Here is a 19,182-nt window from a genome sequence, read left to right as displayed (position 1 = left end):
TTTAATCTATTTATGGATTTCTTATTACTTAATAATTGACTTTTCAAAATACATTATTTATAATGGTTAAAGTTTTAAATCAACAAATATGATAACAGGAAATATATTGAGATGTAATAATGTAGAGAGTCAGTATTGGTGAAAACTGATTTATTATCTCAAAAAAACTCACCTGTTTTTAAATGTCTGAATGAAATATCCTAACCATATATACAATAAGAACAATACTAAAGTAATTCAGGACGCTACCAAGCGTTAAATGGTAATAAAAAGAGGGTAGATGGGGCTGTAGCTCAGTTGGGAGAGTGCCTCCTTGGCGTGGAGGAGGTCGCGGGTTCGATTCCCGCCAGCTCCACCATATAATCTACTAAAAAAGGGTGGTACCACGGGAAATCTCGTCCCTTGTAATTTTAAGTTACAGGTGACGGGTTTTTCTATTTTAAGGGAGTGCAAATAAATGAAAGAAGTATATGATTATAAAAAAGTTGAAAGTAAATGGCAGAAGTATTGGAATAAACAAAATTATTTTGAGAGCAGTATAGACAAAAATAAAAAAGAATATTATGTACTGGAAATGTTTCCTTATCCATCTGGTGAACCGCATATGGGACATGTAAAAAATTATGTCATAGGAGATGTAGTAGCTCGTTATAAACATAGTCGTGGGTTTAATATTTTACATCCGATGGGGTGGGATTCTTTTGGTCTACCTGCTGAGAATGCTGCCATAAAAAACCAGATACATCCTGCAATATGGACTCGAAACAATATCCAAAAAATGAAAAATACACTCCAATCAATGGGAATTACATATGACTGGAACAGGGAAATTTCCACCTGCAGTCCTGATTATTATAAATGGACGCAATGGATGTTTTTACAATTATTCAAAAATGGATTAGCTTATAAAAAAAAGGCTGTAGTTAACTGGTGTCCTTCATGTGCTACTGTTCTTGCAAATGAACAGGTTGTAAATGGTGGTTGTGAGAGGTGCGGTTCAGAAGTAATAAAAAAAGAATTGTCTCAATGGTTTTTTAAGATTACCGATTATGCCCAACAGCTTTTAGATGATATGGAATTATTGGAAGAATGGCCTGAAAGAGTTTTAACTATGCAAAAGAACTGGATAGGAAGAAGTGAAGGGGCACAGGTTAAGTTTGAAATTGCCGGTAGCAATAAAACTCTTTCTGTATTTACAACAAGGCCTGATACTCTTTTTGGTGTTACTTTTTTTGTCCTTTCTCCAGAGCACCCGATCATAGAAGAATTAACAAAAGGGACTGATTATGAAAAGGAAGTGAAAGCTTTTAAAGAAGTAGTTGCCAGGAATAATTTGACTGAAAAGGACCTGGCTACCGCTGAAAAACTTGGTTGCTTCACAGGCAGATATGTCATTAACCCTATGAATCAGGAAAAAGTACCTATTTGGGTTGCCAATTATGTTCTTATGGAATATGGTACTGGAATGGTTATGGCAGTACCTGCTCATGATCAGAGAGATTTAGAGTTTGCCAGAAAATACAGTCTTCCTGTAAGGACTGTAATAAAGCCGAAGAATAAAGAAATTTCATATGATGACATTGAGAATGCATATCCAGGAGAAGGTATTTTAGTAAACTCAGGTCAGTTTAATGGATTACCGAATTTAAAGGCAATCGATGTAATTATCAAATATCTGGAAGATAAAGAACTTGGAAAAAAAGAAGTTAATTATCGCTTAAGGGATTGGTTGATTTCAAGGCAACGTTATTGGGGTGCTCCTATTCCAATAGTTTATTGTGATAAATGTGGTATTGTTCCGATACCCGAAACTGATTTACCTGTTTATTTACCTGACGATGTAGATTTTAAGCCAACAGGACTGTCTCCTTTACTGTCAAGCAAAGAATTCTTGAATACAAAATGTCCAAAATGTGGGGAACCAGCTAAGAGAGAAACTGATACGATGGATACCTTTGTATGTTCATCATGGTATTATTTAAGATTTTGCTCTCCAAAATTGAAGGACAAACCCTTTGATAAAGAAGAATTGCATTATTGGATGCCTGTCGACCAATATATCGGAGGAGTAGAACATGCAATTCTGCATTTACTTTACTCTCGTTTCTTTGTAAAAGCATTAAATGATATGGGGTATATTAATTTTAAAGAGCCATTTAAACGTCTTTTTACACAGGGAATGGTATGCAAAGATGGTGCTGCTATGTCAAAATCCAAAGGTAATGTAGTTACACCTGGTGATATATTTGAAAAATATGGTATTGATGCAACCAGAGTAATGATATTATTTGCAAGTCCTCCAGAAGTTGATATGGAATGGAGTGATAAAGGTATTGAAGGGGCATCACGCTTTTTAAATCGGGTATGGAGACTTGTTTATCAATATAAATGTCTTTTTGATGAAAAAGATTATATCAATGTATCCGGTGTAAGTCTAAGCAATGATGTAAAATCGCTAAAAAGAAAAACACATCAGACTATTAAGAAAGTAACCGAAGATATTGAAGAAAGATTTCATTTTAATACAGCAATAAGTGCCATTATGGAACTGGTCAACAATTTGTATGCTTTTAATATAAAAATATCAGAGTTGAGTCAGGAGAGAAAGGCAGTAATCAAGGAAGCAATAGAAACAACTATAAAATTGCTTAATCCCATAGCTCCTCATTTTTGTGAAGAACTATGGCACGAAATAGGTAATAGTGAAAGTATATATTTAGAGCCATGGCCAAAATACAGTATTGAAGACTTAAAAGAAGATGAAATCACTGTTGTTGTGCAAATAAATGGTAAATTGAGAGATAAGATAAAAGTTTTGTCTGATATTAGTGAAGCCGATATAAGAGAGAAAATTATTGAATTACCAAAAGTAAAAAAATGGATTAATGATAGGAAAATTGTTAAGATTATATATGTAGCAGGTAAGTTAGTAAATATAGTAGTGAAGTAGAGATGAATTTATCTGCAGTTTTAAAAAAGGGAGGATTTATTTTATGGCATCTTTTGGTGATTTAAATTGTTTTGCAGGAATAGGAAGATTGACAAGAGACCCGGAGTTAAGATACACTCCAGCGGGTACAGCAGTTTGTAAGTTTGGACTTGCTATTAATAGAAGTTTTAGGAATCAAGAAGGAAATAATATCGAAGACACTCTATTTATAAACGTTTCAGCCTGGGGTAGACAGGCTGAACATTGCTCTCAATTCCTGAAGAAAGGAAAAAGGGTTGCTGTTAACGGAGAGTTAAGGTCTAATAACTGGCAGGATAAGGAAGGAAATAAAAGAGTTTCATATGAAATCAATGCAAGAAGTGTACAGTTTTTAGATTACATGAAGGATTCCAATAACGACAATAAGGATTTTTCCGATAATGATTATGTTGATGAAAACTCTGGCCAAGGGAAGGAAAATGTTGAAGACAATAATGGTGAAGACGATATACCGTTTTAGCCATTATACTAAATTGCAAAGATATCAATAAAATTTTAAAAAATAACTATAAAATAAAAAAACTATAAAATTTTAGATAGATTTTTTATAGACAAAGAAAAAAAGAGATGTTATAATAGAGCTTGCCGGTTTGTGAAGATAGCTTGGGCGGGTAGCTCAGTTGGGAGAGCACTGGCTTTACAAGCCAGGGGTCACAGGTTCAAGCCCTGTTCCGCCTACCATATTTTTTAATAAGGGGTCGTAGTGCAGCTCGGTTTAACACGCCTGCCTGTCACGCAGGAGATCGCGGGTTCAAATCCCGTCGACCCCGCCATCTAAAAACTTAAATTCTTAAAATTATATCCAGCCGAGATAGCTCAGTTGGTAGAGCAGTGGACTGAAAATCCACGTGTCCCCAGTTCAACTCTGGGTCTCGGCACCAGTAATTTGTTTGCGGAAATAGCTCAGTGGTAGAGCATCGCCTTGCCAAGGCGAGGGTCGCGGGTTCAAATCCCGTTTTCCGCTCCATTTTATATAATATTTATAAATGAGGCGGCATAGCCAAGCGGGAAGGCAGAGGATTGCAAATCCTTCATCCTCGGTTCAAATCCGAGTGCCGCCTCCATCTATATATAAAAAGAAAAACACAAAAGTGGGCGGTTAGTTCAGTGGAAGAATGCTTCCTTGACGCGGAAGAGGTCACTGGTTCAATCCCAGTACCGCCCACCATTTGTTTATGTATATATATTACATTAATTAGAAAGGTTAAATAAACAGGAACGTTTCTGAATTATTCAATGCTTATCAGTTAACAAATTCTCATGTAATCAAACGTGAGTTTTTTTGTTTTAGGGGGGGATAAAATGGTCAGTATAAAGTTAAATATAGAAGGTGAAAGAGAAGTGATGGTTGATGACAAATCAACCTATTCAACCTATTATGATATTATAAAGTCAAAAGATTCCAAATTAGCAAAAAAAGCCTTAGCTGTCAATGTAAATGGAATAAAAAAGGACCTTTACGAAAAACCTGTAGAAGGTGATAAAGTTGATGTTATTACCTTTGATTCTGAACAGGGGAAAGATATATTTTTTCATAGCTCATCCCATTTAATGGCACAAGCAGTACAGTCATTATTTCCCGATACAAAATTAGCAATTGGACCTGCAATAGATGAAGGGTTTTATTATGACTTTGATACTAAACATACTTTTACTCCTGATGATCTGAATATTATTGAAAAAAAGATGAAAGAAATTGTAAAGAAAAATATACCATTTCAAAAGAAAATAATGAAAAAAGATGAAGCCATTAATCTTTTTAAGCAGAGAGGCGAAAAATATAAAATTGAGTTAATAGAAGATATTCCAGATGATGAAGTTACTATTTATGAGCAGGGTGATTTTATAGATCTTTGTCGAGGGCCTCATATTCCATCGACTGGAAAAATTAAGGCTTTTAAACTATTAAATCTTGCCGGTGCTTACTGGAGGGGTAATGAAAAAAATAAGATGTTGCAAAGAATATATGGGATTTCTTTTGATTCAAAAGATGCTCTAAATCATTACTTAAAGATGATAGAAGAGGCAAAAAGAAGAGATCATAGGAAAATCGGAAAGGAATTAGATTTATTCAGCTTCCAGGAGGAAGGAACCGGATTTCCGTTTTTTCATCCTAAGGGTATGATAATTCGTAATTTACTGGAAGACTTTTGGAGAGATGAACACAAAAAGCACGGTTATCACGAAATTAAAACACCTATAATTCTAAATAAGTCTCTTTGGGTAAAATCAGGACATTGGGATCATTACAAAGAAAACATGTATTTTACAAAAATAGATAACCAGGATTTTGCCGTTAAGCCAATGAATTGTCCCGGAGGTATTTTAGTTTATAAAAACAGATTACACAGTTATAAGGAATTACCCCTTAGAATTGCAGAATTAGGGTTGGTTCATCGACATGAGATGTCAGGCGTCCTTCATGGTTTATTCCGTGTGCGTTCATTTACTCAGGATGATGCACATATATATATGAGGCCCTGCCAAATAAAAGAAGAAGTTCAAAAGCTTATTGATCTTGAAGGATATTTCTATAAGACTTTTGGTTTTAATTACCATATAGAATTGAGTACAAAACCAGAAAATGCCATGGGTTCAGACGAAGTTTGGGAAAAAGCAACAAACAGCTTGAAAGAAGCTTTGGAAAGTAAGGATTTAGAATTTAAAATAAATGAAGGGGATGGGGCATTCTATGGTCCAAAAATTGATTTTCACTTAAAAGATTGCCTGGGGAGAAGCTGGCAATGTGGTACTATTCAGCTTGATTTCCAAATGCCGGAACTATTTGATTTATACTATATAAACCCTGATGGTGAAAAAGAAAGACCTGTGATGCTACATAGAACAATACTGGGAAGCCTGGAAAGATTTATTGGGATTCTCATTGAACAATATGCCGGGTCTTTACCTACTTGGATTGCACCAGTTCAAGTTCGTTTACTGCCTATTGCAGATAGGCATATTGAATATGGTAGAAAAATAGAAAGAATTCTTTCTGACTCTAATATCAGAGTAGAGATAGATGATAATAATGAAAAAATTGGTGCAAAGATAAGGAATGCAGAAATGGGGAAAATACCCTATATGTTAATTTTTGGTGATAAAGAGATTGATAAAGATACTGTTAATGTTAGAAAACAAGGTAAAGGCGATCAAGGCTCATCTACCATAACTGATTTTATAAATGAAATTAAAGAAGAAATTGATAATAAAAAATTGCCATAAAATATTTTTTTCTTTAATTTTAAATAGATATTAACAACAAAGTTGACTAAAAAAAAACATTATGCTATAGTCTTTTAGCAGGTATTTCTAACAAGTATAAAGAAAAAAATTAATAAATTGAAGTATAGAAGGAGGAATTTGAAATAAAGTCAAAATCTGAATTTCGTGTGAATCGTGGAATTAAAGCCAAAAAAATCCGATTAATAAATCACAATGGTGAGCAGCTTGGAATAGTCGATTGGGAAAAAGGATTAGAAGAAGCACAAAAAAATAACCTTGATTTGGTAGAAGTTTCCCCTGATGCAGATCCCCCTGTTTGCAGGATAATGGATTATGGGAAATATCGGTATACTTCGGAAAAAAGATTAAAACAAGGGAAAAAGACACAGAAAAACACCGGCCTTAAGGAAATCAAGATGAGACCCAATATAGGGGAACATGATTATGAATTTAAGACTAAAAATATTCATAAATTTCTAAAAGAAGGAAACAAGGTTAAAGTAACTGTAATGTTCAGGGGTAGAGAAATGAAATTTGTTGATGCAGGAAGAGAACTCCTCGAAAGAGTTGCAACAGAAGCAAATGAAATCTCTAAAGTTGAAAAAAAACCGAAATTAGAGGGCAGAAATATGACTTTAATTCTTATTTCTAATAAAAATAATTAATTACAGATTACAGGTAGTATAATATTAATAACGGAGGATAAGTGAACATGCCAAAAATGAAAACGCATCGTGGTGCTGCAAAACGTTTTAAATTAACAGCAACAGGCAAGATAAAGCGCTCAAAAGCTTACAAGAGTCATATTTTAACAAAAAAAGCGCCAAAGAGAAAAAGACAATTGGCAAAATTAACTATGGTTGATAAGAGTGATAGTAAGCGTATCAAGCGATTATTGCCTTATCAATAGTATTTAATGTTATATTGTTAATTTATATTTAATAAAATCAAATAATAAATAAGAAGTGTAAATTGTCAGTCAGTGCATGAATCAATTTAATAATCAATCACAAGGGAGAGACCTATGCCAAGAGTAACTAATAATGTAGCTTCTAGAAATAGAAGAAAAAAGATATTAAAATCTGCCAAAGGTTACTGGGGCGGAAAAAGTAAATTACTAAGAACTGCAAAAGACGCGGTAAGAAAATCTCTATCGTATTCTTATCGTGATCGTAAAGCAAGAAAAAGAGATTTTAGAAGACTTTGGATTACCCGTATCGGTATTGCTGCAAAAAATGAGGGAATATCTTATAGCAAGTTAATGAAAGCTTTGAAGGAAGCCAATATACAAATAAACAGAAAAATATTAGCAGAAATGGCTGTAAATCACGAAAAGGGTTTTTCACAGCTATCAAAGCTTGCTGTTTCAGGTGATAATAGTTAAAATATTAAATAAATAGATAAAATTATAAAGATAGTAGATAAAACATTGTAAATTGTAAGTCATATACTTATATGTTTTATCGAATTTCGCTTTAAATATGCCAGCTGAAAATTATAAGTAGGCTTGGACGGGTTTTCCGTTAAAAAAAATAAGAGTTTGGATTTGTATTTAAACAAATCAAAAAGGGTGGTAACGCGGAGAAGTTTACAATTTTCGTCCCTTTAAAAGGTGAAAATTGTAAACTTCTTTTTTTTATGAGGAGGTATATATTTTGGAAAATATGATAGAAAAAATAATAAAGCTTAGAAAACAATTTGATGATGATATATCTTTAAAAAAGGATACAGATGAAATAGAAAAGTTAAAAAATGAATATTTAGGAAGAAAAGGCTATATTGCCAAAATGCTGAAGGAAATATCCTTATTACCAAAAGATGAAAGGCCGAAAATTGGCCAATTGCTTAATAAAGCAAAAAAGGAGATTCAAAAAATAGTATCTGAGAAGGAAAACATTTCTTTAACTAAAAAAAAGAAAACAGAAGATATATTTGATATCACTATTCCCGGTAAAACTTTTAAAATTGGCTCACTACATCCAATAGAATTAATACTTAGAAAAACACAAGAAATATTTTTAGGTATGGGATTTAATTTTGTTGATGGTCCTGAAATAGAACTGGATTATTACAATTTTGAAGGGTTAAATATCCCTAAAGATCATCCTGCAAGAGATGATCAGGATTCTTTCTATATCACATCAGAAATCTTACTTAGAACACAAACATCTCCAATGCAGGTTAGGACGATGGAAAATCAACCCCCGCCGATTCGCATGATTTCAACCGGTAAGTGTTACCGAAGAGATGCAATAGATAGTACACATTCGCCAATGTTTTATCAGATTGAAGGATTAGCAGTAGATAAAGGTATTAGATTTAGCGATTTAAAAGGGGTTATTACTGAATTTTGTCAGCAAATATTTGGGAAAGACCGCAAGGTAAGATTTAGACCTGGTTACTTTCCTTTTGTAGAACCAGGCGCAGAAGTTGATGTATCATGTGGTTTATGCGAAGGAAAAGGCTGCCGTTCATGTGGATATACCGGCTGGCTTGAAATTATGGGAGCAGGAATGGTTCATCCTAATGTCCTGGAAATGGCGGGTTATGACTCAAAGAAGCTTACTGGATTTGCTTTTGGAATGGGCGCTGAAAGAATAGCCATGTTGAAATATGGTATTAATGATATTCGTTTGTTTTTTGAGAATGATATAAGATTTTTAAAACAGTTTAAGTAAGTTGGAACTATGATGAGAGGAGAATGGTGATATGCAGGTATCATATAATTTATTAAAAGAATATATAGATATTGAATTAACTCCCAATGAACTGGCAGATAGACTTTCAATGAATGGCATTGTTGCTGAAAGAAGAAAAAAAATACTTGAGGACGTTAAAGGTGTAGTTGTAGGAGAAATAATAAATATCAGAGCTCATAAAAAAAATAATAATTTGTATATATGTAATGTAGATATAAGAAATCAAGAATTAGAAGTTGTGTGTGGAGCTAAAAATATTAAAATAGGCGATAGAGTTCCTTTAGCAACCGAATCTGCTATTTTACCGGGGATTGGCAGATTAGGAGCAAAGACAATACAGGGAGTATTATCAAACGGAATGATTTGCTCTGCTTCTGAATTAGGACTGGAAAAAAGCAAATCACCTGGTGTTTTAATTTTAAACAACAAATTTCCTTTAGGTGAAGACATTTCTAATTTGGAGAATATTAAGAATGATGTAATTTTTGATTTTGAAATATTTTCAAATCGGCCGGACTTAATGAGCATCATTGGTATTGCCAGGGAAATATCTGCTTTTACGGGGAAAGAAATTCATATACCTGAACTGAAAATTGAGGAAGATAAAGAAAATCTGGAAGGAAAAATATCAGTTCAAGTGGATGACAAAGAATTATGCCCTAGATACGCAGGTAGAGTTGTTAAAGGTTTAAAAATTAAAGATTCACCTTTCTGGCTAAGATGGAAACTATTTTTATTAGGCATCCGACCAATTAATAATGTTGTTGATGTTACAAATTATGTAATGATGGAAACAGGGCAACCTCTTCATGCATTTGATTTAGAATATATTCATGGCAAAAAAATAATTGTTAGACGAGCTTACAAAGGTGAAAAATTTAATACATTAGATGGTGTAGAAAGATTGCTGACCGAAGAAAATTTAGTAATTGCAGATGAGGAAAGAGCAATTGCCCTTGCTGGAGTAATGGGAGGCGAGAATTCAGAAATAAAGGATTATACAAAAGATGTTTTTCTGGAATCAGCATATTTCAAACCAGCAAATAACAGAAAGACCAGCAGGTACTTCTCTCTTAGAACTGATGCCTCAAATAGGTTTGAAAAGGGAATTGATCCTGATGGCCAAATATATGCATTGAATCGATCAGCTTCCTTAATAAAACATATCACTGGAGGTAAAATTCTTAGCGGTATAGTAGACCATAAAAGTAAAGAATTGACAATCAGTAAGAATATTAAATTAAACTACGACAAAATTGAAAGAGTCACTGGTGTCAAAATAGCAAAATCTGTTGCTGAAACAAAAAAACAAATAGATACCATAATTAAAAGATTAGGTTTTAATATAATCAGCAAGGATTATACTTCAATAGAAATAATCCCCCCAACCTACAGAGGAGATATTCAAAAAGATGTTGATATTATTGAAGAGATTATAAAGATTTATGGTTATGAGAATATTCCTACAACTACATTTAAATCTACTGTTATTCAAAAAGGAAAAAGTGAAAGACATAAGATTATTGATAAAATTATTGATATCTTGATAGGTTGTGGAATGTACCAAACAATTAATTATAGTATGATGACTTCATCATATTTTGAATGGATGGGTTTGCCGAATTCTCATCCGTTAAGAGAAACTGTTAATTTACTTAATCCACTAATACAGGATCAAACGATCATGAGGACAACTTTATTGCCCGGAATATTAAAAACAATTCAGTGGAATATTAACCATATGGCAGATGAAGTAAAGATTTTTGAAGTCGGAAAGGTATTTTTAAATAGCGGGAATATAGAAAATAACATATTGCCTGTTGAAAAATTAAACATTGCCGGTGGTATTGTAAAAACCGGAAGAGGAAATATTTGGGAAAAGAATGAGAAATGGGATTTATTTTATTTAAAAGGAATATTAGATAAACTGTTTGATGGTCTCCGAATTCAAAATATATCATATACCCGGGGATCTTTTCCTGTATTTAATATGAAGGAAAATGGAATAATCAAATTTAATAATCAAGAAATTGGAAGATTTGGTAAAGTAAGTAAGAATTTGTCTGATATTTTAGATATTCCTGAAGATGTATTCCTTTTTGAGGTAGATTTTTCTGAATTGTATTCTAAGGTGACACTTGATATAGTATTTGAACCGCTACCAAAATATCCTTCTTTGAACAGAGACATTTCTATTGTTGTTCCTGAACAGGTTTTAGTTGACGAATTAAAAAAAACAATAATAGAAGTTAATCCAAAGATTATAAGGGAAGTAGAATTATTTGATATTTTTAAGGGCAAGCAGGTCAAGACGGGAAACAAGAGTGTAGCATTTTCAATTATATTTCAATCAAAAGATCGAACATTAACTGATGAAGAAGTCGACAAAATGATGGAAAATGTTAAAATAAAGCTAAATAGCGAATTTATGGCAGAATTAAGAAAATAAATAATCATTCTCCAAACTTATTAAGAATAGAGGGGGATAATATAAAATAATTAACTGGGTTGATATAATAATTCTTGTTATTATCTTATTTAATGTTTTTTTAGGCTTTAAAAGAGGTATTATTGCAGAGGTGCTGACGCTGGTTGGGCTAATTGCAGCAATATTTATTGCAATATTCTGGTATGCCGATTTAAGTTCATTTTTAATGAAACAATTTAAATGGAACCAGCCTCTATCACATATTCTTAGCTTTATTCTAATATTTATAGCTGTCATTATGACTTTTCGCTTATTTGAGTATTTGCTAAGTCATATAACTGCATTACTCCTGCTTAACTGGATAAATAATCTTGGTGGAGCTTTATTCGGATTTATTAGGGGAGCTATAATTGTTGGTTTACTGTTGTTTATTGTTAATTTTATTCCCCTGCCTCTTGAAATAAATTATCAAATCAAGGAATCAATATTTGCTGAATTTTTCTTGAAAGGATTAATAATAGTGTATAATTCATTAAGGGAATGGATGCCTAATCATTTTCAATTTGACATGGAATCGATTAAAAAAATTATTTAACTGAAGATTATTACTATCTGAAATATTGTGGGTACATTTATGAATAGCCATCTTTTTAAAGTTTTAGAATATAATAAAATAAAGGGAATATTAAAGAAGAATTTACTAACACACTCAGGTGAAAGGCATTTAAAGGAACTGATGCCTTCCAATGACTATTCTAATGCATGTCAAATGCAAATAGAAACTACTGAGATGAAAAATATAATAGAAAATCAGGGAAGACTGCCCCTGATGCCATTGGGCAACATAGAGGATGATGTTAAAAAAGCCCGTATTCAGGGAAGTATTATTTCTGTAAGGAAACTCTTAATTATTAATAAGGTACTGGAGTGTATTTATTTAGTAAAAGAATATTTTAATTCTTTTGAAGAACAGAAATATCCGAGTATTAAAGGAAAAATAAACAATTTAAAGGTTTTTCGCTTGATGGAAAAGGAAATAAAAAGATGTATTAACGAAGATGCAGAAATTGTGGATGAAGCAAGTCCGGAATTAAAGAAAGTAAGGCGAAATATCCGAAATACAGAAAAGAAAATACGTGATAGATTAGAGAATATTTTGAGAGATCCCAGGAACCGTTCTTCGATTCAAGATGATATTATTACGATTCGCCAAGGCAGGTTTGTTTTGCCCATAAAACAACAGGAAAAGGGTAAGTTTCCGGGTATAGTGCATGATAAGTCAGAAAGTGGTGTAACTTATTTTGTAGAACCATTAGCAGTATTAGAGTTAAATAATCAGTTAAGGGAATTTTATACTGAAGAAGAAAAAGAAGAATTCAGAATATTACAAAAATTAACCGCATTAGTCGGAAAAAATGGAGCAGACATTGTTGAGTCATACCATAATTTAGGTGAGATAGATCTAATTCATTCAAAAGCTAAGTATAGTATTCAAATAAGTGGAAATGAACCAAGAATTAATAATAAAAGAATTATTAATCTAAAAAGTGCAAGACATCCTTTATTAAAAGATAGCGCTATTCCCATTGATATTGAAATAGGTGAGAATTTTGATGTACTTGTTATAACAGGACCAAATACCGGTGGAAAAACAGTTACTTTAAAAACAGTTGGCTTACTATGTCTAATGGCTCAGTCAGGTTTGCATATTCCTGCCGGTATTGATAGTGAAATGGCTATTTTTAAGCAAATATTTGCAGATATTGGAGATGAGCAGAGTATAGAACAAAATTTAAGTACATTTTCTGCACATATGAAAAATATTATACAAATACTTAAAGATTCTGATGATAACACATTAGCTTTATTGGATGAATTGGGTTCCGGTACAGATCCCTCAGAAGGATCTGCTCTAAGTATGGCAATACTCGATTCTTTGAGGAAAAAGGGTACAAAAATAATAAGTAGTACTCATCATGATAGTATAAAAGCATATGCTTATTTGACCGATAGAGTAATGAATGCCAGAATGGAATTTGACGAAGAAACCCTTCAGCCAACATATAAAATAACAATAGGTCTTCCAGGAAAAAGTTGCGCTTTTTCTGTTGCTCAAAAGTTAGGTTTAGAGGAATTAGTAATTAAGGGTGCCCAGAAATATTTAGATAAAGAAAAAGCAGATTTGGAAAACATGATTAGAAAGATGGAAAGAGATAAAAGTATAATGGCTGACAATTTAAAAATAACAGAAAGGGAAAAAGAAGAAAGCTTAGTACTAAAAAAAGAATTGAAATTAAAGAATATTGAATTTGAAAAAGAAAAAGAAAAGATTATACAGGATGCGTATCGAAAAGCAGAAGACATTATTTCTTTAACAGAAAAGAGAGCAAAAGAAATTATTAATAATTTAAAAAGAAAAAATATTAATTTTGAAAAATACAACGATGAATACAGAAATTTAAAAGATTTATATAAAGAAATAAAAGAAAAAATAATAATTAATGAAAAACAAAAAGAAAATAAAAAATTATTATCTGTTGGAGATGTTGTGTTAATTAAAAGTCTCAACATGGAAGGAATTGTAATAGAAAATAATCATAAAAAGGAACAATGCTTAATACAGGTTAATCAGATAAAGATGAACATACCTTTTGATGATATTGAGAAAATTAACAAGAAGATATCAAATGAAGAGAGATATATTGAAACACACAACTTTTCAATTAGCTCATATGATAAAAACAGATTGGAAAAGAAGGCTGAGTTTAAAAATGAAATAAATATAAGACAGATGACAGTAAATGATGCGAAAATAAAATTAGAAAAGTATTTAGACGATGCTTTCCTTTTAAATGTATCCCCAGTGTATATAATACATGGAAAAGGCAAAGGTATATTGAGAAACTATGTTAACCAATTATTAAACCAGTTATCTTATGTAAAATCATATCGTTATGGGGAATTATACGAGGGTGGAGAAGGGGTTACAGTTGTTTATTTTTAAACTGCTTTATATTTTTTAAAGAAAAATAAAAGCTTAATCCCTGCTTTCTAATCTTCTTTTTAATTCTTCAACTAATGATTGCAATGTGTCTTCCTTTTTCTCTTCCTGTGGTACATCCTCGGGATCGATATCCTGCTTTAAAATATCAATTTCTTCCAATAGTGGAAATTTCTTTTCACCTTCTATCACAGGAATATTCTCTCGTGGTACTTGTGGTGTAGGGAATAATGGTTCACTGTCAATATTAGGTGAAGTCGAAATGACATCTCCCTGGCATACTCCACGGGGTTCTGTACCCGCAATAAAGGCTACTTTTAATATTTCACTACATTGATTTCCGGGCAGAAGTCCAGTTTTGCTACATACATTAATTTCTACAACATTAGATGGTTTTTGAAAATTTTTTACAGGTTTATCTTGCAATGCATTTAACATAAAATCATGCCATATTGGAGCCGCGACCACACCTCCGGTCATTTTGTTACCCAGTGTTCTTCTATCATCATTACCTATATATACAGCGCAGGCCAATTCAGGCGTAAAACCAACGAACCAGGCGTCTATGCATTCATTAGTTGTACCCGTCTTACCCGCAGCTGGTCTTCCAATATCAGCGTTCCAGCCAGTTCCTCTATTTATGACACCTTCCATTAATTTAGTTAATGTGTAACATACTTCTTCTGTAAAAACTTTTTTGCTTACTACATTGTTTTGCTCCAATACCTTGCCATTATGATCTTCAATTTTTAAAATGGAAATCGGTTCTACATATGTTCCCATATTTGCTATTGTTGCATATGCGGAAGCCATTTCCAATGGAGTTACTTCAGAGGTTCCTAACGCTAAGGAGAGATCTGCTCGTAAGGAACTAGTAATTCCGGCTTTTTCAGCATTCTGAATTACATCTCGGACACCAACTCTTTCTAATAATTTAACCCCAATAATATTAATAGAGTCCTCAAAACCTTCTCTTAATGTAACAAATCCCCTAAATTCATTCTCATAGTTTTCCGGAGACCAGCCATTTTCGTAAATAATTGGAGCATCCTCCATAATTAAGCTTGGAGAAAGACCTTTATCTAATGCCGTTAAGTAAACAAATGTTTTAAAGGCAGATCCTGGTTGTCTGTAAGCCTGGGTTGCTCTATTAAATTCACTCTCTTCATAATTTTTCCCACCAACCATTGCTTTTATATAGCCTGTTTGAGGATCTACAGCAATTAATGCACCTTCCCTGCCGCTGTCTAAAAAAGCCTCCTGTGCTTTTCGTTGTAATTCCAAATCAAGTGTGGTGTAGATTTTTAGTCCACCTTTAAAAACCATATTTACACCATATTGTTCGAGTAACTGTGTACGAATGTAGCTGGAAAAATGAGGTGCGATTTCAATATTTTCTCTATTATGACTAAATGTAATTACTTCGTCTCTAGCTTGTTGATATTCGGATTCATCTATATAACCCAGGTCATACATTCTTTTTAAGATTACATTTTTTCTATTTAAAGAAGATTCTATATTAATAAAAGGAGAGTAATAATATGGTCTTCTTGGTATTCCTGCCAGTAAAGCACTTTCAGCCAAAGAAAGATCTGCAACATCCTTATTAAAGTACATTTCTGATGCTGATACAACACCATAGGCTCCATGACCGAAGTAAATTAAATTCAGGTACATTTCAAGTATTTCATTTTTAGTAAAAGTTCTCTCAATTTGTAAGGCAAGGAGTGCATCCTGTATTTTGCGAGACAATGTTTCTTCCCTTGTTAAAAATGTATTAACAGCAAGCTGTTGAGTTATTGTACTGCCTCCCTGACCTTGAAATATTCTTCCACTTTCCTTGACATTTTCAACCATTGCTCTGATAATACCACGAATGCTTATTCCATAATGATTATAGAAGTAAGTATCTTCAATAGCAATAAAAGCACTGATGAGGTGTGTGGGAATTTCTGATAAAGAAATTGGCGTTCGGTTTTCCTGAAAAAATTCTGTTATTAATTTTCCATTAATATCATAAACTTTACTGGTAATAGGGTTAATAAAATTACTAGTTTTAACTATATCTACCATTTTTTGGTTGGAAAAGGAAACTAAAAGGGCAAATGATATTAAAAATGATAAGACAAATAAGAATAAACTAATAAATATTATTTTTTTGTAGAAAGAATTATTTTTTGTTTTTTTTGTTTTTTTCTTACTCATATCAGAACCATTTATTACAAATTAAAATTTTAACTTTTTACTAATTTTTTAAATATATACAATCTGAATAATCTATATTCTCTATATATTAATAATAATATACATTGTCAATCTTTTTAACTAAATATAAATGTGCTATAATTATTTAAGTTTTTTAAAAAAAGGGAAATTGATTTGTTTAGTTTGAATTATATGGTACGCATTTCATTAATTGCTGCAATATATGTTACCATAAATATTATTTTTGCACCAATTAGTTTTGGACCTTTCCAGATTAGAATTGCTGAAGCATTAACAGTATTGCCTTTTATTGATCCGGCTGCTATTGGTGGATTATTTTTAGGGTGCATATTATCAAATATTTGGGGAGGGCTTGGTATAATTGATGTTATTGGTGGCAGTTTTTTTACATTATTAGCAGCTATTATAACATATAATACAACTAAACCTTTTTTAGCCCCTGTTCCGCCTATTATAATTAATGCACTTGGTATAAGCTTATATTTACATTTATTATTTGAAATTCCATACTGGCTAACAGTTGCCTATATTACTATAGGACAGACAATTGCCTGTTTCATAATTGGTTACCCGTTATTGCTGATTCTAATAAGGAGAAAAATCTGGTTGTATAGAGCTAAATAATAAAAAGACTTATTTTTATATGTATTTTATTGGGATAACACATTATAGTTAAGAATTTATAGAATTTATTGCAAATATAGTAAATCATATAGAAGACGAGAGGGGATAATATGGATTTATCTGAGGAAATGAAAATAATTAAAAGAGGAACTGATGAAATTATTTCAGAAGAAGAATTGAAAAACAAATTAAGAAATTCTAAAAAATCAAAAAAACCATTACGTATAAAGCAAGGATTTGACCCCAGTGCCCCAGATATACATTTAGGACATACGGTTGGTTTAAGAAAGTTAAGACATTTTCAAGACTTAGGTCATGATGTTTATTTTCTCATTGGTGATTTTACAGGTATGATAGGGGATCCAAGTGGACGATCTTCGACTAGAAAACAGCTAACAACGGTAGAGGTAAAAAAGAATGCCGAAACTTATAAGGAACAAGTCTTTAAAATATTAGACCCCAATAAAACAATTGTAGAATTTAATAGCCATTGGTTAGGAAAATTATCTTTTGTTGATGTAATCCATTTATGCTCTAAATATACAGTTGCCAGAATGCTGGAAAGGGACGATTTTTCAAACCGATTTCAAGAAAAAAAGCCAATTGGTGTGCATGAGTTTTTGTATCCTCTTATGCAAGGTTATGATTCTGTATCACTGAAAGCCGATGTGGAATTAGGAGGAACTGACCAAAAATTTAATTTATTGGTTGGAAGGGATTTACAAAGAGAATTTGGACAGGAGCCACAGGTTATAATTACTATGCCTATTATTGAGGGTACTGATGGTGTGGAAAAAATGAGCAAAAGCCTTGGGAACTATATTGGCATTAATGAGAAACCAAATGATATGTATGGAAAAATCATGTCTATACCTGATAAATTAATGGAAATATATTTTCGCTTATTAACTGATGTACCCGAACAGCAAATAAACCAAATAAAAAAAGATCTTCAAGCAAATAATGTTCATCCTCGTGATATCAAAAAAAGACTAGCCAAGGAAATTGTAAAAATATATCACGGATATAGCAATGCCAATCAAGCTGAGAATCATTTTGAACAGGTATTTCAGGAAAAGATGGATCCCGAAAATTCGCAAAAATTGTTAATTCCTATTAGAGATTTAAGTGAAAATAAATTATGGATTGTAAAATTAGTAAAAATGACCAAAGCTCTTACTAGCACCGGTGAAGCCATCAGGATAATCAAACAAGGTGGAGTAAGGATAAATCATAAAAAAATAACTAACCCAAATACTGATATTGTAGTAAAAGACGGCGATATTTTAAGGATTGGCAAATTAAATTTTTATCAGCTAAAAATAAATTGAACGAGAATATATGGGAATTAATTATGTTTGCTATGTTTTGGTAACTCATACTTTACAAAATAAGGTTATTTTAGACTTATAAATATGAAATATTTAAAGCATGTTGAAAAAAAAGGAAATAAGTAATATAATTTATAATGCAGAATTAGAAGAAGGTGTTTGTTACCTAAAAAAATTATTTTTTTATCAATATTTTCTTGACAACACCTGCTAACTCTGTTACTATCTTATTTGCCCCTTCTCTCGGGAGAACCCGCAGGGTTCTCACGAAGAGGGCAAATCAGTTCTTTGATAAATCTATAGCACCCAGCCATATGTTTGATATAACCCTGATTTTCCTTATTTCTCATAGTAAGAGTTAATCAGTTTAAAGGTGTAACTTTTAGGGGGAATGAAGAAAAGACGGATTTCGATTCTTCTTTTTTGATTTCCCTTTAAAGAGTACGGAGAGTTTGATCCTGGCTCAGGACAAACGCTGGCGGCGTGCCTAACACATGCAAGTCTGACTGGAACGTTTCCTTCGGGAGACTACTACAGTGGCGGACGGGTGAGTAACGCGTGGGAATCTACCCGGTAGTGGGGGATAACCCTCCGAAAGGAGGGCTAATACCGCATAAGTCTTACGAGGTAAAGATGGCCTCTTTACAATGCTATCGCTT

Annotated in this window: 13 protein-coding genes, 7 tRNA genes and 1 rRNA gene; 20 read left to right on the top strand and 1 reads right to left on the bottom strand. The window is 32.4% G+C overall.

The window, feature by feature from the left end; translation table 11 throughout:
• Window positions 1–282: 282 nt before the first annotated feature.
• The 17 genes from PHQ99_03630 (at window position 283) to PHQ99_03550 (ending at window position 14,345) form a co-directional block, all read left to right on the top strand.
• A tRNA-Ala gene (locus tag PHQ99_03630) sits at window positions 283–358 on the top strand.
• 99 nt (window positions 359–457) lie between these two features.
• Window positions 458–2,950, top strand: a complete 2,493-nt coding sequence (gene leuS / locus PHQ99_03625) for a leucine--tRNA ligase (protein MDD4288661.1) — start codon at window positions 458–460, stop codon at window positions 2,948–2,950.
• Window positions 2,951–2,993: 43 nt separating this feature from the next.
• On the top strand, window positions 2,994–3,449 hold the full coding sequence (ssb, locus tag PHQ99_03620) for a single-stranded DNA-binding protein (protein ID MDD4288660.1): 456 nt from the start codon (window positions 2,994–2,996) through the stop codon (window positions 3,447–3,449).
• Window positions 3,450–3,594: 145 nt separating this feature from the next.
• Window positions 3,595–3,670: transfer RNA gene (locus PHQ99_03615), tRNA-Val, on the top strand.
• 13 nt (window positions 3,671–3,683) lie between these two features.
• Window positions 3,684–3,762, top strand: a tRNA-Asp gene (locus tag PHQ99_03610).
• A 32-nt stretch (window positions 3,763–3,794) separates the two neighbouring features.
• A tRNA-Phe gene (locus tag PHQ99_03605) sits at window positions 3,795–3,870 on the top strand.
• An 11-nt stretch (window positions 3,871–3,881) separates the two neighbouring features.
• Window positions 3,882–3,956 (top strand) — tRNA-Gly (locus PHQ99_03600).
• Window positions 3,957–3,979: 23 nt separating this feature from the next.
• Window positions 3,980–4,053: transfer RNA gene (locus tag PHQ99_03595), tRNA-Cys, on the top strand.
• A 29-nt stretch (window positions 4,054–4,082) separates the two neighbouring features.
• A tRNA-Val gene (locus PHQ99_03590) sits at window positions 4,083–4,157 on the top strand.
• 176 nt (window positions 4,158–4,333) lie between these two features.
• Complete coding sequence (gene thrS / locus PHQ99_03585) at window positions 4,334–6,214, top strand: threonine--tRNA ligase (GenBank protein ID MDD4288659.1); 1,881 nt, start codon at window positions 4,334–4,336, stop codon at window positions 6,212–6,214.
• Window positions 6,215–6,381: 167 nt separating this feature from the next.
• Window positions 6,382–6,879, top strand: coding sequence for a translation initiation factor IF-3 (gene infC / locus PHQ99_03580; protein MDD4288658.1), 498 nt, complete (start codon window positions 6,382–6,384; stop codon window positions 6,877–6,879).
• 47 nt (window positions 6,880–6,926) lie between these two features.
• On the top strand, window positions 6,927–7,124 hold the full coding sequence (gene rpmI / locus PHQ99_03575) for a 50S ribosomal protein L35 (GenBank protein MDD4288657.1): 198 nt from the start codon (window positions 6,927–6,929) through the stop codon (window positions 7,122–7,124).
• A gap of 114 nt (window positions 7,125–7,238) precedes the next feature.
• Window positions 7,239–7,598, top strand: a complete 360-nt coding sequence (gene rplT, locus PHQ99_03570; GenBank protein MDD4288656.1) for a 50S ribosomal protein L20 — start codon at window positions 7,239–7,241, stop codon at window positions 7,596–7,598.
• 280 nt (window positions 7,599–7,878) lie between these two features.
• Window positions 7,879–8,892: a phenylalanine--tRNA ligase subunit alpha gene (gene pheS, locus PHQ99_03565; GenBank protein MDD4288655.1), complete on the top strand. Its 1,014-nt coding sequence runs from the start codon at window positions 7,879–7,881 to the stop codon at window positions 8,890–8,892.
• 31 nt (window positions 8,893–8,923) lie between these two features.
• The gene (gene pheT / locus PHQ99_03560) at window positions 8,924–11,362 is read left to right on the top strand and encodes a phenylalanine--tRNA ligase subunit beta (protein MDD4288654.1); all 2,439 of its coding nucleotides are present in this window, start codon (window positions 8,924–8,926) and stop codon (window positions 11,360–11,362) included.
• Between the two features lie 70 nt (window positions 11,363–11,432).
• Entirely contained in the window at window positions 11,433–11,936 is a 504-nt protein-coding gene (locus PHQ99_03555; protein ID MDD4288653.1) for a CvpA family protein, read from the top strand.
• 39 nt (window positions 11,937–11,975) lie between these two features.
• A complete protein-coding gene (locus PHQ99_03550) occupies window positions 11,976–14,345 on the top strand; it encodes an endonuclease MutS2 (GenBank protein MDD4288652.1) in 2,370 nt (789 codons plus the stop codon).
• 33 nt (window positions 14,346–14,378) lie between these two features.
• Here PHQ99_03550 and PHQ99_03545 read toward each other — a convergent pair whose 3' ends face one another.
• A complete protein-coding gene (locus tag PHQ99_03545; protein ID MDD4288651.1) occupies window positions 14,379–16,547 on the bottom strand; it encodes a penicillin-binding protein 1A in 2,169 nt (722 codons plus the stop codon).
• A 174-nt stretch (window positions 16,548–16,721) separates the two neighbouring features.
• Between PHQ99_03545 and PHQ99_03540 the strand changes: the two genes are divergently transcribed.
• The 3 genes from PHQ99_03540 to PHQ99_03530 all read left to right on the top strand — a co-directional run.
• Window positions 16,722–17,192, top strand: a complete 471-nt coding sequence (locus tag PHQ99_03540; protein ID MDD4288650.1) for a QueT transporter family protein — start codon at window positions 16,722–16,724, stop codon at window positions 17,190–17,192.
• A gap of 110 nt (window positions 17,193–17,302) precedes the next feature.
• Window positions 17,303–18,523 (top strand): tyrosine--tRNA ligase, encoded by a 1,221-nt coding sequence (gene tyrS, locus PHQ99_03535; protein ID MDD4288649.1) that lies wholly within the window; start codon window positions 17,303–17,305, stop codon window positions 18,521–18,523.
• A 440-nt stretch (window positions 18,524–18,963) separates the two neighbouring features.
• Window positions 18,964–19,182 (top strand): 16S ribosomal RNA (locus PHQ99_03530); the annotation flags it as partial.

It is taken from the genome of Atribacterota bacterium, assembly GCA_028703475.1.
Taxonomy (GTDB): domain Bacteria; phylum Atribacterota; class Phoenicimicrobiia; order Phoenicimicrobiales; family Stramentimicrobiaceae; genus JAQVMU01.
The sequence above is the reverse complement of the archived record's forward strand: the minus strand, read 5'-3'. Positions and strand labels throughout refer to the sequence as shown.